This is a genomic window from Lysobacter enzymogenes (assembly GCF_017355525.1).
Taxonomy (GTDB): Bacteria; Pseudomonadota; Gammaproteobacteria; order Xanthomonadales; family Xanthomonadaceae; genus Lysobacter; species Lysobacter enzymogenes_C.
Genome location: NZ_CP067395.1, coordinates 1,505,098 through 1,520,312 on the forward strand (window position 1 = coordinate 1,505,098; position 15,215 = coordinate 1,520,312).

Annotated in this window: 14 protein-coding genes, 5 tRNA genes and 1 pseudogene; 8 read left to right on the plus strand and 12 right to left on the minus strand. The window is 70.7% G+C overall.

The window, feature by feature from the left end; all coding sequences use genetic code 11:
* The first annotated feature begins 149 nt into the window (after window positions 1–149).
* On the plus strand, window positions 150–1,199 hold the full coding sequence (locus JHW38_RS06125) for a VOC family protein (RefSeq protein ID WP_207525106.1): 1,050 nt from the start codon (window positions 150–152) through the stop codon (window positions 1,197–1,199).
* Window positions 1,200–1,315: 116 nt separating this feature from the next.
* Window positions 1,316–1,402, plus strand: a tRNA-Leu gene (locus tag JHW38_RS06130).
* Window positions 1,403–1,443: 41 nt separating this feature from the next.
* Here JHW38_RS06130 and JHW38_RS06135 read toward each other — a convergent pair.
* Window positions 1,444–2,388, minus strand: a complete 945-nt coding sequence (locus JHW38_RS06135) for an MBL fold metallo-hydrolase (protein ID WP_207525107.1) — start codon at window positions 2,386–2,388, stop codon at window positions 1,444–1,446.
* A 359-nt stretch (window positions 2,389–2,747) separates the two neighbouring features.
* Here JHW38_RS06135 and JHW38_RS06140 point away from each other — a divergent pair, with 359 nt between their 5' ends.
* Together JHW38_RS06140 and JHW38_RS06145 are read left to right on the plus strand one after the other, a co-directional pair.
* Complete coding sequence (locus JHW38_RS06140) at window positions 2,748–3,440, plus strand: alpha/beta hydrolase (protein WP_242691238.1); 693 nt, start codon at window positions 2,748–2,750, stop codon at window positions 3,438–3,440.
* Window positions 3,441–3,643: 203 nt separating this feature from the next.
* Window positions 3,644–3,958, plus strand: a complete 315-nt coding sequence (locus tag JHW38_RS06145) for a hypothetical protein (RefSeq protein ID WP_207525108.1) — start codon at window positions 3,644–3,646, stop codon at window positions 3,956–3,958.
* Here JHW38_RS06145 and JHW38_RS06150 read toward each other — a convergent pair.
* Entirely contained in the window at window positions 3,937–4,278 is a 342-nt protein-coding gene (locus tag JHW38_RS06150; RefSeq protein ID WP_207525109.1) for a hypothetical protein, read from the minus strand. The genes JHW38_RS06145 and JHW38_RS06150 overlap by 22 nt on opposite strands.
* A gap of 177 nt (window positions 4,279–4,455) precedes the next feature.
* Between JHW38_RS06150 and JHW38_RS06155 the strand changes: the two genes are divergently transcribed.
* From JHW38_RS06155 to JHW38_RS06170, 4 genes are all read left to right on the plus strand, one after another.
* On the plus strand, window positions 4,456–4,839 hold the full coding sequence (locus JHW38_RS06155) for a hypothetical protein (protein ID WP_207525110.1): 384 nt from the start codon (window positions 4,456–4,458) through the stop codon (window positions 4,837–4,839).
* 283 nt (window positions 4,840–5,122) lie between these two features.
* Window positions 5,123–5,803 (plus strand): carbonic anhydrase, encoded by a 681-nt coding sequence (locus JHW38_RS06160; RefSeq protein ID WP_207525111.1) that lies wholly within the window; start codon window positions 5,123–5,125, stop codon window positions 5,801–5,803.
* Between the two features lie 13 nt (window positions 5,804–5,816).
* Window positions 5,817–7,346, plus strand: a complete 1,530-nt coding sequence (locus JHW38_RS06165; protein WP_428995312.1) for a SulP family inorganic anion transporter — start codon at window positions 5,817–5,819, stop codon at window positions 7,344–7,346.
* A gap of 493 nt (window positions 7,347–7,839) precedes the next feature.
* A complete protein-coding gene (locus tag JHW38_RS06170; RefSeq protein ID WP_207525113.1) occupies window positions 7,840–8,202 on the plus strand; it encodes a hypothetical protein in 363 nt (120 codons plus the stop codon).
* On the opposite strand, the gene JHW38_RS06175 is transcribed toward JHW38_RS06170, so the two are convergent.
* From JHW38_RS06175 to lpxK, 10 genes and pseudogenes are all read right to left on the minus strand, one after another.
* Window positions 8,169–8,507, minus strand: coding sequence for a DUF5713 family protein (locus JHW38_RS06175; protein ID WP_207525114.1), 339 nt, complete (start codon window positions 8,505–8,507; stop codon window positions 8,169–8,171). The two genes, JHW38_RS06170 and JHW38_RS06175, sit on opposite strands and share 34 nt — an antisense overlap.
* Before the next feature lie 169 nt (window positions 8,508–8,676).
* A tRNA-Gly gene (locus JHW38_RS06180) sits at window positions 8,677–8,752 on the minus strand.
* Between the two features lie 114 nt (window positions 8,753–8,866).
* Window positions 8,867–8,942, minus strand: a tRNA-Gly gene (locus JHW38_RS06185).
* A 44-nt stretch (window positions 8,943–8,986) separates the two neighbouring features.
* Window positions 8,987–9,060 (minus strand) — tRNA-Cys (locus JHW38_RS06190).
* 141 nt (window positions 9,061–9,201) lie between these two features.
* Window positions 9,202–9,277: transfer RNA gene (locus JHW38_RS06195), tRNA-Gly, on the minus strand.
* A 142-nt stretch (window positions 9,278–9,419) separates the two neighbouring features.
* A complete protein-coding gene (gene pgsA, locus JHW38_RS06200) occupies window positions 9,420–9,992 on the minus strand; it encodes a CDP-diacylglycerol--glycerol-3-phosphate 3-phosphatidyltransferase (RefSeq protein WP_207525115.1) in 573 nt (190 codons plus the stop codon).
* Between the two features lie 95 nt (window positions 9,993–10,087).
* Window positions 10,088–12,010, minus strand: a pseudogene (uvrC, locus tag JHW38_RS06205) (excinuclease ABC subunit UvrC); the annotation flags it as partial.
* Window positions 12,011–12,513: 503 nt separating this feature from the next.
* Window positions 12,514–12,990, minus strand: a complete 477-nt coding sequence (locus JHW38_RS06210) for a low molecular weight protein-tyrosine-phosphatase (RefSeq protein ID WP_207525117.1) — start codon at window positions 12,988–12,990, stop codon at window positions 12,514–12,516.
* 3 nt (window positions 12,991–12,993) lie between these two features.
* Window positions 12,994–13,809: a 3-deoxy-manno-octulosonate cytidylyltransferase gene (gene kdsB, locus JHW38_RS06215; RefSeq protein WP_207525118.1), complete on the minus strand. Its 816-nt coding sequence runs from the start codon at window positions 13,807–13,809 to the stop codon at window positions 12,994–12,996.
* Window positions 13,810–14,027: 218 nt separating this feature from the next.
* Window positions 14,028–15,065, minus strand: coding sequence for a tetraacyldisaccharide 4'-kinase (gene lpxK / locus JHW38_RS06220; protein WP_207525119.1), 1,038 nt, complete (start codon window positions 15,063–15,065; stop codon window positions 14,028–14,030).
* Between the last annotated feature and the right edge of the window lie 150 nt (window positions 15,066–15,215).

Here is a 15,215-nt window from a genome sequence, read left to right on the forward strand (position 1 = left end):
GCGCGCGCCGCGCGCGCCCGAACGCGAGGCTGGGCGCCTGTCTCCACGAGATCCCCCGCATCGCCGCCGCGAACCGCCAAGCCGCCGGATCCAGGCTGCGGCGCAGCGCCGGACCGCGTCCCTCCCCGCCCCTATCGAGCCCGACCTCCATGCGATCGCCGCTTTCCCTCGCCGCCGCCGTCCTGAGCCTGTCGCTGTCCGCCTTCGCCGCCGCTGCGCCGGCGCCCGCCTCGCCCGCGCGCGCCTCGCGGCCGCCCGCCGGCGAACGCCTCGACCACGCCCTGCTGTGGGGCCGCAGCCCCGACCAGATCACCGCGGCGATGACGGTCAAGCTCGGCTTCCAGGTCGCGCCCGGCCGCCCGCAGGACGGCCTGGCCAACCGCTACGTGCGCCTGGACGACGAACGCTTCATCGAACTGCTGGCGCTGACCGGCAACGGCGGCGCGCTCGACCCGGGCGCGCAGGCCGACCAGGCGCAACTGCACGGCGGCCCCGGCGCGCGCACCTTCGGCCTCCACACCGATGCGCTCGACGCCGCGCGCGCGGCCTTGCTCGCGCAAGGCCAGAAGACCACGCCGGTGTTCTCCGCCGCGGCCGACGACCCCGACGGCACCGGACCGGGCACCGCGCCGCGCTGGAGCCTGTTCGTGCTCGATCCCTCGCCGCTGTCGAACCATCTGTTCTACATCCACTACCCGCCGGCGCGCGCCGACATCGCCGCCGACCGCCGCATCGCCCGCGTCCATGCCAACGGCGCGCGCGAGCTGTCGTCGCTGTGGCTGCTGTCGGCCGACGCCGACGCCGACCGCGCGCAACTGGCCAAGCTCGGCCACGACCGCGCCGTGCCGGTGCGCCTGCCGCAGATCGGCGCGCGCGGTTACTGCGTGGCGATCGGGCCGACCCAGTTGCTGGCCCTGCAACCCGACGGCGACGGCGAGGCCGCGCAAGCGCTGGCGCGCGGCGGCGCGCAGATCGCCGGCATCGGCATCGGCGTCGACGATCTCGCCCGCGCCCAGCGCCGGGTCGAACGCGGCTACGAACGCACCCTGACCCGCTACGCCGGGCTCGCCGGCGCGTCGTTCCTGGCGCCGAGCCAGGACGATCTGGGCCTGTGGATCGAGTTCCATCAGCGCGGCAAGTCCGCGACGGCGTGCGGCGCGGGCCAGGCTGCGGCGGCCGGCGCGAAGACCAGCCGCTGAGCCACGCGCGCGCATCGGCGCGCGCGGTGCGGGCCGTCGTAGCCCGGGCGCGGGTTGCGGCCGCCTGCGCCGGCAGCGCGGGCGGATCGGCTAAACTAGCTGCGTCACCGCATCCTGCCCGGATGGCGAAATCGGTAGACGCAGCGGACTTAAAATCCGCCGGCTTCGCGGCCGTGCCGGTTCGAGTCCGGCTCCGGGCACCAGCATGCAGGGCGGCTCGTCCCGACGGACGGCCGCCGCTTCGTTACTTCCACTGCATCTCGCCCTTGGCGACCTTGGCGCTGAGCTCCAGCGAACTTTCGCCGCCCAGGCCGGGATAGCGCTGCTTCATCGCCGCGATCAATCCGGCCGAGTCCTTGGCCCTGGCGGTTTCCTCGTCGAACGCGCGGATGTAGCCGGCGGTGAAGTCAACCGCGCGCAGATCCATCGGCGCGCCCGCGGCGAAGTGCCCCGGCACGACCGTGGCCGGTTGCAGCGACTTGATCCGCTCCAGCGTCGCCAGCCAGTCTTGGTGCGACTTCGGCGTCTGCGTATCCGCCATCCACACGTGCTCGCCGGCGAGCACCGGGATGCCGCCGACCACCGCCTTGATCGACGGGATCCAGACGAAGCTGCGATCCGGCGTCGGGCCATCCAGGCCGACGATCTTGAGCTCGCGGCCTTCCAGCGACAAGGTATCGCCCTGCAGCGGCTGCGGCAGCACGATCCGCTTGGGCGCGTTCTCGCCCAACTGCGGTCCCCAGACTTTCAGCTTGTCGTCCTGGGTCGCCTGGATATGCGCGATCGTCTGCGGCGTCGCCACGATCCGCGCCTGCGGGAACGCGGCCTGCAAGGTATCCAGGCCGAAGTAGTAATCCGGATCGCCATGACTGATGTAGATCGTCGTCAGGCGCTTGCCGGAGGCCTTGATCCGCTCCGCCAGCTTGCGCGCTTGCTCGGCCGAGAACTGGGCGTCGATCAGCACCGCATCCTTCTCGCCTTCGACCAGCACCGACGACACCGCGAAGATCGCCGCCTCGCCCGGGTTGAAGACATCGAGCTTCAGCGCTTCCTGTCTGGCTTGCGCTTGCGCGGGAGCCTGGGTTTTTTCGGCTTGGGCAGGCGCGGCTTGCTTGCATCCCGAGATCGCGGCGGCGAGCAACAGCGCGCCCGCCGATGCGGCATAGCCCAGTCTCTTGGTCGCGTTCATCGTTTCGCCTCGGTCGGTCTGGAGAATCCGTTGCAGAACGTACCACTCGGCAACGTGATGTCGCCGTACACCGGGGCGTTGGAAGGTTTTCGGAGCCTGCACGACGCGAGTCCGCGCCGCTGCGAACGCCACGCGGCTGCCTCGGCCTGAAGGGCGTTGTCCAGGCAAAAGCCGCGGGAGCCCACGCGCCGCCGTGCCCGCCCGCGCACGGCCGCATCGCCGGTTCGAGTTTTGCTAAGGGCAAGCGCGAGAACGTTTTTCTGGTCCGCGATCGCGGCCATCCCTACGCTGGCGACGAGCGGCGAATCCCTCGCCGCCGCATCGCCCGATGCCTCGCCGAACCGCCCCAGGAACCGCACGTGCTCTCACGTTCATTTCTTCTCGCAGCGCTGCTGAGCGCCACCGCCCACGCCGGCACCGTCCTCACCGTGCCGCCCGAACGGCCCGAGCGCGACCGCACCTACGTCTTCTACCTGCACGGCCGCATCGTCGAGGACCGCGGCGTGCGCCCGGTCGATACGCGTTTCGGGCTGTACGACTATCCCGGCATCCTCGACGCCTTGTCCGCGCGCGGCGCGGTGGTGGTCTCGGCGCAACGGCCGCACGCGGCCGATCCGGACGAATACGCGGGCAAGATCGTCGCCCAGATCGAGGGCCTGCTGCGCGCGGGCGTGCCGGAACGGCGCATCGTCGTCGTCGGATTCTCCAAGGGCGGCATGATCGCCACTCGCGTCTCCAGCTTCCTGCGCCGCCCCGGCGTGCGCTACGCGCTGCTGGCGGCGTGCTGGGACAGCCAGGACGAACCGCAGTTGCGCCTGACCGGGCAAGTGCTGGCGCTGCGCGAAACCAGCGACGACCTCGCCGGGCGCAGCTGCCGCTACCTGGCCGAACGCAGCGAACGGCCGGTGTCGTACCGGGAGATCGAACTGTCGACCGGCAAGTCGCACGGCGCGTTCTACCTGCCGCAGCGCGAATGGCTGGATCCGGTGATGGATTGGATCGACGCGCCGGCGTCGACGCAGGCACCGGCCGCTGCGCAAGCGCGAGACTGACCGGTCCGGCGCGACCCCGCGCCGGCAGGCGAAGCGTGGCGCCGAAGTCTGACGGGCGCAGCGACCGATTCGCTGTGCGCGGCCTGCCGCGCTCCCCGCGACGACCACGTCCGGTACCGGATCCCGTAGCATCTGCGCCATCCCAGGCGCGAGTTCGGCGGCGCGTCTGCGCCCCAGGTCGCCGGCGTTCGAGGGTTGCGAACATGAAGACCAGCATGGCCATCGGCCTCACCTTCACCGCGCTGGCCGCGGCGGTCGTCCTGGCCGCGTCGCTGCGCAACGAACGCGACGCGCCGCAAGGCGCCGCGGCCTCCGTCGAGGGCCGCGTCATCGATTGCCGCAAACCGGGCGGCCGCCTTTCGGCGAGCTCGGCGACGCGCTGCCTGATCCGCCTGGACGACGGCTCGCGGCTCGAACTGTGGTCGCCGCAGCCGTTCGAAGCCGGACGCAGGGTGACGCTCGCGGCGCAGCGCAGGCAGCACAGCGCGGACATCGTCTACAGCATCGACGAACAGTGACCGTCCTGCGCCGCGGCATCGCGCGCGCAGTCGATCGCGACCCGCGACGCTGCGGTTCCGCGACGCGCAAAAACATCGCGGCGTGATCGGGAAAGCACTACGCGCATTCGAACCCGATCGGCAACGGTCGCGACGAAACTTCCGGCATCCGCGCGTGTCGCTGCGGCGCCGCGGCTGAACCGAATGAGCGCCATCGCTTCGATGCCGCATCGCCAATGTGCGGCTCGCTCCAGTTCGGAAAAAACCCGCGTTCGTTCATGCTGCATCCACTGACAGACCGCAGCGCGCTCGCTAGCATCGTTCGCGTTGTCCATCGCCATGCACGCCACGCATGAGCGCACGCGCAGACCGCGTCTGCCGCCTCCCCCAAGGTCTTTCTTCGAAACGCCGTGAACAAGATCGTCGACGCGAAGCCGTCCGTCATGGACGGACCGACCCGCGTTCCCCATCGTTCGCCACGCCCGCACCGCGCACGTCCGCGCGGCGGACGACTGCGCGTGTGGCCGCAAGCGGCGTTGCGCCTGCTGTTGGCGTTGGCATTGCTGGCCCATCTGGTCGTGCTGCCGGCGATGGCGATCGGCGCGTCGGCGATGGGCCCGGCTTCAAAACACAGCGCCGTGATCGATCAGGTGCCCGAGTACGACGCGTCCGCCATCGCAACGGCGAAGGCCGCCGCGAACGATCCGGCAGAACCCTCGCCGCACGCGCCCGACCTCGCCGACGCCAACGTCTGCAACGAATACGCCGACAGCGAACCCGCCCTGCCTGCGCCGCCGCTGGACGATTGCGGCCGCCGCACCGACCCCGCCGCGTTGCCCGACATCGCCCTGGGCGCGCCGCTGCGGCCGCAAGGGCCCGATCCGCGCCCGCCCTTGGCCTGATCCGCCGCGCGCGGCGTCGCACGACGCTCGCCGCCGCCCACGCCGCCGCGAACCGTAACGCCGCCCGCCGCGGCGGCCGCCAGCGCGCCGATCGCTCGACGCGATTGGCCGCCGCCCGCCGACCGTGCGCCGGGCGTCTTCGGCGCGCGCGCTTCGACCCGCCTGCTTCGATACCACCGCACGTTCGGCCTGCGCCGTGCGTCGCCTTGCCGCGCGCCGTGTTCGCGCAAACGCCGGCCGCCGCCGGCCTGCCTCCCCTCCCCCACTGCAAGAGAGCTCCCTCATGGACCGTTTGATCCAAGGCTTCAACAAATTCCGCCGCGAGGTGTTCCCGCACCAGCGCGACGTGTTCCACAAGCTCGCCCAGGGCCAGCAGCCGCACACCATGTTCATCACCTGCGCCGACTCGCGGGTGATGCCCGAACTGATCCTGTGCGCGCAGCCCGGCGAGCTGTTCGTCTACCGCAACGTCGGCAACATCGTGCCGCCGTACGCGCAGCACGTCAGCGGCGTAGTCGCGGCGATCGAATATGCGGTCAAAGTGCTCAAGGTCCGCCACATCGTGATCTGCGGCCATTCCGATTGCGGCGCGATGAAGGCGCTGCAGGATCCCGAGCGCATCGCCTCGATGCCGTCGCTGTCGGCGTGGCTGCGCCATGCCGACGTCGCCCGCCACGTCGTCGCCGAGAACGGCCCGACCCTGCACGGCGAGATCGGCCTGCGCTGCCTGACCGAGGAAAACGTGGTCGGCCAGCTCGAACACCTGCGCACCCTGCCGGCGGTGGCCGCGGCCATCGCCAACGGCAGCCTCGCCATCCACGGCTGGATCTACGACATCGCCCACGCCGACCTGCGCGCGTTCGATCCGGGCGCGGGCCGTTTCGTCGCGGTCCTGCCCGGCAGCGAGTCCGCGCCCGACGCCACGCCGCTGGCGCGCTTCGCCGCCGCCGGCAACGCCGCATGAGGACGCGCCCATGTTGAATTCCGCTTCGCTCAAAGCCTACGTCGCCGGCGGCCCGTTCGGCCGCGACCTGCTCGGTTCGCTGGTGGTGTTCCTGGTCGCGCTGCCGCTGTGCATGGGCATCGCCATCGCCTCGGACATGCCGCCGGCCGCGGGGCTGATCACCGGCATCGTCGGCGGCGTGGTGGTCGGCGCCATCGCCGGATCGCCGCTGCAGGTCAGCGGCCCCGCCGCGGGCCTGGCGGTGCTGGTGTTCGAGCTGGTGCGCGAACACGGCGCGTCCGCGCTCGGCCCGGTGATCCTGCTGGCCGGCGCGATCCAGCTGCTCGCCGGCCTGTGCCGCGCCGGCGTGTGGTTCCGCATGACCTCGCCGGCGGTGGTGGCGGGCATGCTCTCCGGCATCGGCATCCTGATCGTCGCCTCACAGTTGCACGTGCTGATCGACGCGGTTCCGAAGGCGCGCGGGCTGGAGAACTTCGCCGCGTTCCCGGATGCGCTGCGCGCCGCCGTCGCCGGCAGCGGCGACGCCAGCGCCAGCGCGCTGCTGGTCGGCGTCGCCACCATCGCGATCATGCTGCTGTGGGAAAAGCTGCGTCCGGCGCGCCTGCGGTTGTTGCCGGGCGCCTTGCTCGCGGTGGTCGCGCTGACGCTGGCGAGCCAGGCGCTGGAGCTGGACGTCAAACGCGTGCAGATGCCGTCCAACCTGCTCGCCGCGATCGCGCTGCCCGACGCGGCGGCCCTGTCGCGCCTGGCCGAACCGGCGATGCTGGCCGCGGCCTTCACCTTCGCCCTGATCGCCAGCGCCGAAACGCTGCTGTCGGCCGCGGCGGTGGACCGCATGCACGACGGGCCGCGCACGAACTACGACCGCGAACTCGGCGCGCAAGGCGTGGGCAACATGATCTGCGGCGCGCTCGGCGCCTTGCCGATGACCGGGGTCATCGTGCGCAGCGCGGCCAACGTGCAGGCCGGCTCGGCCACGCGCATGGCGACGATCTTCCACGGCCTGCTGATCCTGCTGTTCGCCGCGCTGCTGCCGTGGCTGGTGCGGATGACGCCGGTGGCCTGCCTGGCCGGCATCCTGGTCTACACCGGCGCGAAGATGGCCAACCTGCGCCAGCACGCGCGCGGCTTCGCCGCGTTCGGCAAGGGCTGGGTGGCGATCTACTTCGCCACGGTGATCGCCATCGTCGCCACCGACCTGCTGATCGGCGTGCTGATCGGCTTCGCCCTGTCGCTGCTGCGGCTGGCCTTGCAGGCCTCGCGCCTGCACGTGAGGTTGGTCCACGACGCCGACGGCGGCGCCTGCCTGCGGCTGGAAGGCTCGGCCACCTTCCTCAAGGTGCCGGCGATGGCGCGCGCGCTTGAACGGGTGCCGCCGAACACCCATCTGCGGCTGGTCCACGACCGCCTGCATCACCTCGATCAAGCCTGCCTGGAGCTGCTGCGCGACTGGGGCCGCAATGCCGCGGCGCGCGGGTGCGAGTTGGTGGTGGACTGGCAGGAGTTGCAGCGGCGGGTCGAGGGGGCGCCTGCGCGCGGTTGACGGCTTGGGTTGCGCGGTGCGATCGGCTTGCTGCGCGACCCGCCTGCCGTCGTTCCCGCGAACGCGGGAACCCAGAGCTTCATCGAGGCATGGCGCTGAAACCTCTGGATCCCCGCCTTCGCGGGTGATGACGACTTGTGAGAGCGCGACGAAACTTACCTACCGTCATTCCCGCGAAGGCGGGAATCCAGGGCTTCATCGCTGCATGACTCTGAAGCCCCTGGATCCCCCGCTTTCGCGGGGATGACGGCTTGCGCCGCAGCGGCCCTCACCCATCGCGATCGGTTCCTCGCAATCAGCCAACAGGACTCGTCTCCAGCTCTGAGATCGCCGCCTCGATTGTCCTGATGAGGTCATAAGGCAGGACAGGAACGGCACGCGGCCACTCGGCGTCTGTCCTCCTCCATGCCAGCCAAAGCTTTCCCTGGACAGGAAGAAGAAAGCAAAGGCAATCGTCCGTAGTGGGACCCCACGAGAGGATGCGCAACGGCTCATGCAAGTCGCCCAACGACACCCGTTCGAAGGCCTCCTCGATCCCGAGCCCCCAGAGTTCGCGCTCATGGCGAAGGAAGTTCAGTTCGCCGCGCAGATGGTTCGCCGTGCTCCTCATGGCATGCAAGAAGGCGGGCGGGTAAACGAAGCGATCCTCGCCGGTCAGACGCTCGTTTCCAACCCGGATCTCGACGCGGCGCAAGCCGTCCTTACGCTCGCCGACAACGATCGCGAACTCGCCTTGGTCAGTCATCTGCATTGCCGCCGGCTTGGATTGAAAGTCGATTCATCGCATCCGCCCGGCGACGGCTTGGCCCGCCGGCGCCGCTTTCACCAATCGCGCGTCGCGATCAGTTCCTCGTAATCCGCCTCGAATCCATACGCCTTGGCGACGACCCCGAAATCCTCGCCGATGTTCTCGCGCGCCGCGGTCTCGATCTCGCTGTCGTGTTCGTAGAACTCCTCGGCGAGTCGGTTGAACTCGTCGGTCGCCGCATGGGTCAGCACGTACAGCGCCTCGAGCGACTGCGGCTGTTGCGCTTCGATGGCCTCGCACAGGCGGATCAGGATCTGCCGCCCCTTCTGCACCAGCGGCGGCGGAAAGTACGCGTCGCGCTGCATGTAGGCGAGGAAGTCGTAGTGCTGCAACTGCGGGTTGGCGATGCTCATGCGGCGGTCCTTGCTGGGAGTCGGATGGCGCCGACGCGGAACGCGTCGATGCGCCGACGCGAGCATACGCCGCCGCGATCGCACCAGGCGCGCGCGCAAAGAAAAAGCGGCCGGCTTGCGCCGACCGCTTCGTTTGCTGCTTGTGCGCCGCCGAAGCGCCGCATCGGATTGGAGCGGGAAACGAGACTCGAACTCGCGACATCTACCTTGGCAAGGTAGTGCTCTACCAACTGAGCTATTCCCGCTGATTTTTCGCCTACCCCGTCGCGGATCCAAGACCCGTTCGGGGAAAGAAAAGGCGACCGGCCGGGCCGGACGCCTTGGGTGCCGCGGATGCGCCGCCGTGGCGGACATCGATCTGGAGCGGGAAACGAGACTCGAACTCGCGACATCTACCTTGGCAAGGTAGTGCTCTACCAACTGAGCTATTCCCGCTGATTTTTTCGACTCCGGCGATGCTGCCGCCGAGGTCGCGAATTTGGAGGCCGAGGTCGGAATTGAACCGGCGTACGCGGATTTGCAGTCCGCTGCATAACCACTCTGCCACCCGGCCGGTGACGTCGACACATGTTGCCTTAACACTACGACGGCTGGCAATCCCGAATAGCTTCGACTGCCGACCTTCGTCAAAAAAACAAACCCCCGCGAGGGGGTTTGATTTCAAGACATTCGCATTACCGAACGACTTTGAATCTGGAGCGGGAAACGAGACTCGAACTCGCGACATCTACCTTGGCAAGGTAGTGCTCTACCAACTGAGCTATTCCCGCAGAGGAAGCGATATTTTAGGCATCGAAAGAAAACTGTCAACTGCTTCCTTAACGCGGCCCCGGGATGCTCGCGAGCGTCCCGTCCCCTGCCCTGGCAGCGGCCCGCAGGCCGCAATGGCGCAAAACGGGCCCGGCCGGAGGATCAGCGCGGCCCGCTGGTGTCGGCGCGCATGATCGGCCAGGCCGCGCGCAGGTAGGCCAGGCCCGACCACAGGGTCAGCAGCGCCGCGGCCGCCAGCAGCCATTCGCCGATCTGGAACACCGGCAGGCCGAGGATGCGTTCCTGATACAGCAGGCAGACCAGCGCGACCATCTGCACGATGGTCTTGATCTTGCCGATCGCGGCGACTTTGACCGCGGCGCGCTGGCCGAGCTCGGCCATCCACTCGCGCAGCGCCGACACCGCGATCTCGCGGCCGACGATGACCGCGGCCCACAGCGTCATCCACACGGTCGGGTGCTTCTGCACGATCAGCAGCAGGGCCACCGCGACCATGAGCTTGTCGGCGACCGGGTCGAGGAAGGCGCCGAACGCCGAATACTGGTCGTAGCGGCGGGCGATCCAGCCGTCGAGCCAGTCGGTGATCGAGGCGAAGGCGAAAATGAACGCGGCCGCGAAGTTGGTCCAGGTGTAATCCAGGAAGAACACCACCACCAGCACCGGGATCAGCACGATCCGCGCCAGGGTCAGCATGGTGGGTATGGTCAACTTCATCCTTCGCTCCGCTTGGGTTCCGCCGGCCCGGCGGCCGTGCGCTGCTTGCCGCCCTTGCCCGCCTTGGGGGCGGCCGCGGGCGTTGCCGGGACCGCGGCGGCGGCCTCGTCCGGCGCGTCCAGCCCGTGCAGGGCGGCGTAGATGCGCTCGGCCAAGGCCTCGTTGACGCCCTCGACCCGGGAAATTTCTTCGACCCCGGCCGCCTTGAGCCCGCCGAGGCCGCCGAAATGCCGCAACAGATTAGCGCGTCGGCGCGGCCCGATGCCGGGAATGTCCTCCAGCCTACTGCTGTTGCGCGCCTTCTGCCGGCGTCCGCGGTGGCCGGTGATGGCGAAACGGTGCGCCTCGTCGCGGACCTGCTGGACCAGTTGCAGCGCCGGCGACTCGGCGCCGGGGTGGACCGTGCGCCCGTCGGGCAGCAGCAGTTCCTCGTCGCCGGGGCGCCGCGCCGGGCCCTTGGCCACGCCGACCAGGATCACCCCGTCCACGCCGAGCTCGTCCAGCGCCGCGCGCGCCTGCGCGACCTGGCCGGCGCCGCCGTCGATCAGCAGCACGTCGGGCATGACTCCGTCTTCCTCGACCGCACGGCGGAAGCGCCGGGCGATGGCCTGGTTCATCGCCGCGTAGTCGTCGCCCTCGGTGATGCCGGCGATGTTGTAGCGGCGGTACTGGCCGCGCACCGGGCCCTGCGAATCGAACACCACGCACGAGGCCACGGTGGCCTCGCCCATGGTGTGGCTGATGTCGAAGCATTCGATGCGCTGCGGCAGCGCCGGCATCTTCAGCAGGTCGCGCAGCGCTTCGGCGCGGGCCAGCTGGGCGGCGTGGCTGGTCATTTCGGTGGCCAGCGCCATCTCGGCGTTGCGCCGGGCCAGATCGAGGTAGCCGGCGCGTTCGCCGCGCACGTTGCTCTTGATCTGCACGCGGCGTTCGCCGGCGGCGGAGAAGGCCTGTTCGAACAGTTCGCGGTCGGGCAAGTCGCGGTCGAGCACGATCTCGCCCGGCGGGGTCTGTTCGCCGTAGTACTGCGAAATGAAGGCGGTCAGCACTTCCTCGGGATTGTCGCTGCCGCGGGTCTGCGGGAAGAACGCGCGGGTGCCGAGGTTGCGGCCGTCGCGGAACGCCAGCAGCAGCACGCAGGCGGCGGCGCCGGACATCGCCAGCGCGAGCACGTCGAGGTCGGCGGCGCGGCCGTCGACGTATTGGCGCGCCTGCAGGCTGCGGATGCTGGCGATCAGGTCGCGCAGGCGCGCGGCGTCTTCGAAGTCGAGGCGCGCGCTGGAGGCTTCCATGTCGCGGCCGAGTTCGTCGGTGAGCTCGTCGCTGCGGCCTTCCAGGAACAGGCCGGAACGGCGCACGCTCTCGGCGTAGTCGCGCGCCGCGACCAGGCCGACGCAGGGCGCGCTGCAGCGGCCGATCTGGTGCTGCAGGCACGGCCGCGAGCGGTTGCGGAACACGCTGTCCTCGCAGCTGCGCAGGCGGAACAGCTTGTGCATCAGGTTCAGCGTGTCGCGCACCGCGCCGACGCTGGCGTAGGGGCCGAAGTAGCGCCCGGCGACCGCGCGCGGGCCGCGGTGCATGGCGATGCGCGGCCACGCCTCGCTGGTCATCAGCACGTAGGGATAGCTCTTGTCGTCGCGCAGCAGCACGTTGTAGCGCGGCTTGAGCGACTTGATCAGCTGGTTTTCCAGGATCAGCGCTTCGGCCTCGGTGCGGGTGACCGTGACTTCCATGCGCACGGTCTGCGCCAGCATCGACATGATCCGCGCCGACTTCGGCGTGGCGTTGAAATAGCTGGAGACGCGGTTCTTGAGCGCGCCGGCCTTGCCGACGTAGAGCGCCTTGTCGTCGACGCCGAGCATGCGGTAGACGCCGGGCGCGGTGCTCAGCTGCTTGACGAAGGCCTTGCCGTCGAACGGCACGGGCTTGGCGGGCGCGGGCTTGGCCGGTGCGTCGTCGGCCGGCGCGGCGGCGTCGGGCGCGGGCTGGGCGTTCGCGTCGGGCAGGTCGGCGCTCATGCGCGTGCGCCTCGCGCGGCGGCCGCGACGCGGGCGCGCGGCGACGCGGCCGCGGCGAAGCGACGGGACGAAGGCGGGCAAGCGGTGGCGGGCGTCGCGGTTGAAAGCATCGGCGGCGGCTGGCGGCCGGCGCTGCGGCCGGCGAATCGGGGCAGGAACTGAATTGGGTCGATTATGCGCGAGCGCAAGGGCCGGCGATGGGATGGACGGCTGAATGCGCCAGCGCGGCAAGGCGCCGGGGCGTTGCGGTTCGAGCCGGCATGTCGCGCCGGGATCGCAACCGGATCGGACAGTGTCGGGCCTCAAGGCGCTCCGGCAAGAACGCCGGCGGCGTCAGGCTCGACGGTTTTCCGACTGACGAGGAGCAGCCGCGCCGCCCCTTGTGGGAGGGGCTTGAGGCCCGACGTCGTTCGGTCGGGCGCGAGGATCTGGCCGGAAAGCGTCAGGCCCGACGGACCTCTGCAAGGCAGCGGAAGCATCGGGGGCAAAGCCCCGCGGCGCGATCAGCGCTGCTGCAACTCGCGGCGCAGTCGCGCGATCGCCCCGTCGGCCGCGCGGTCGAGCAGTTGGAACACATGCTCGAACTGGGCCGCGCCGCCGGTGTAGGGATCGGGAACCTCGCCTTCGTGTTCGCTGCCGCACCAGTCCAGCAGCAACGCGCTGCGCGCGGTCGCGTCCGCGGGCGCGCGGGCGCGGACGTCGCGCAGGTTGGCGCGGTCGGCGCACAGCAGCCAGTCGCATTCGCGGTAGTCGGCGGCGGCGAGCTGGCGCGCGCGCAGGCCGGAGATGTCGATGCCGTGCTGCGCGGCGTTGGCGATCGAGCGCCGGTCCGGCGGTTCGCCGACATGCCAGTCGCCGGTGCCGGCCGAATCCAGTTCGATCAAGCCGCGCAGCGACGAGGCCTCGATGCGCGCGCGCAGCACGCCCTCGGCGACCGGCGAGCGGCAGATGTTGCCCAGGCACACCACCAGCAGGCGCACGGCTTACGTTCCTTCGTCGGCGGCGCCCTGCCCGGCCGCAGTCGCAGCGGCCGCGCCTTGCGCGGCCAGGAAGGCTTCGGCGCGGGCCAGGTCCTCGGGCGTGTCGACGCCGGGCGGGAACGCCTCGGGCGCGATGCCCACGGCGATGCGGAAACCGGCTTCGAGCGCGCGCAGCTGTTCCAGCGATTCGATCTGCTCCAGCCGGCCCGGCCGCATCTTGGCGAACTTGCGCAGGAAGCCGGCGCGGTAGCCGTAGATGCCGATGTGGCGCAGCCATTCGCCGCCGCCGGGCATGCGCTCGCGGTCCTTGGCGAAAGCGTCGCGCGGCCACGGGATCGGCGCGCGGCTGAAGTACAGCGCGTCGCCGTTGCCGGCGCGCACCAGCTTGACCGCGTTGGGATCGAACAGGGTTTCGACCTCGGTGACCGCGACCGCGAGGGTCGACATCTCGGCGCCGCTGTCGCGCAAGGCGTCGGCGACGGCGACGATGCCGGCGGCGGGCGCGAACGGTTCGTCGCCCTGCAGGTTGACCACCACGGTGTCGTCGCGCCAGCCGGCGATGTCGGCGCATTCGGCGAGGCGATCGGTGCCGGAGGCGTGGTCGGGCGAGGTCATCGCCACCTGCACGCCGCTGTCCTTGAGCGCGGCGGCGATGCGCTCGTCGTCGGTGGCGATCCACACCTCGCGCGCGCCGGCGGCGAGCGCGCGGCGGGCGACGTGCAGCACCAGCGGCTCGCCGGCGAGTGCGCGCAGCGGCTTGCCGGGCAGGCGCGAGGCGGCGTAGCGGGCGGGGATGGCGACGACGAAGTCCTGGCTCATGGTTGGCTCCGGAACGGTGGGGCGTGCGGCGTGATGCGTGATGCGTGATGCGTGATGCGTGATGCGTGATGCGAGTATCGCGGACGGGGCGTGACGGCGACGCGGGATGGCGGCAGCGGCGCGGCAGGCGTGGTGTCGCGGTCGCAGCTCGCGCAGCTCCTACAGGCAGCTTATGCAGGAGCGGCGCGAGCTGCGACCGCGCCGATCCAGCTACGGCGTCACTTGGCTTTGAACGCCTGCAGCTTGTCCAACAGCGACACCCAGAACGCCTCGGGCAGTTCCGCGCGCACCGGCACGCTGTAGTACGACTCCGGATCGAACCCGCCCTGCCCGTCCAGCGGGATCTTGACCGCGTCCTTCTCGGTCATCAGCACCGGCAGCTTGCTGCCGAACGCGAAATCGGCGGCGCCGTAACGGTGATGGTCGGGAAACGCGTGCGGGACGACGGCGATGCCGTGGCCGCGCAGCATCGCGAAATAGCGCTCCGGATCGCCGATGCCGGCGACCGCGTGCACGCGCTTGCCGGCGAACGCGTCGAGCCGCAGCGGACGCGCGCCGAGCAAAGGCTGGGCCTGGTCGGCGATCAACCGCATCGGCCATTCGCCGAAGCCGGCGTTGGCCGCGGCTTCGCCGGCCGCGGGCGCGGGCAGGTTGACCACGCGGAAGTCGCACTGCGCGCCGCGTTCGGGCGGTTCGCGCAACGGGCCGGCCGGCAGCAACTGGCCGTTGCCGTAGCGGCGGCGGCCGTCGACCACTTCGATTTCGATGTCGCGCGCCAGCCGGTAATGCTGCAGGCCGTCGTCGCAGACCACGATGTCGCAGCCGGCCTCGGCCAGCGCGCGCGCAGCGCTGGCGCGGTCGCGGTCGGCGCGAACCTTGGCGCCGGTGCGGCGCGCGATCAGCACCGGTTCGTCGCCGCCGGCGCGCGCGTCGGTGTCGCGCTCGACCCACAGCGACGCCGCGGCGTCGTCGCGGCCGTAGCCGCGGGTCGCCACGCCGGGGTTCCAGCCTTCCTGCTTCAGGCGCTGGACCAGGGCGATGGTCAGCGGCGTCTTGCCGGCGCCGCCGGCGGTGATGTTGCCGACCACGATCACCGGCACGCCCGGATGGCGCCGGCGCTTGAGCCCCTTGCGATACAGGCCGCGGCGAAAACCGGTGACCGCGGCGTAGAGCGCGGCGAGCAGGCGCGCATGCGCCGGCACCGCGCTGTCGTCGTACCAATAAGCGGGCGGGCCGCCGCGGCGTTCGGCGCTCATCGGCGCAGGTCCGGGTTGGCGGCGTCCGCGGCCGCGGCGCGGCTCGGAAACACATGACTCGCAAACACACGACTCGCAACAACGCGACTCGCAGCGACGCGGCTCGCGGCGGCAGCGATCGCGGCGCACACAACGCCGCCGCTGTGGAGC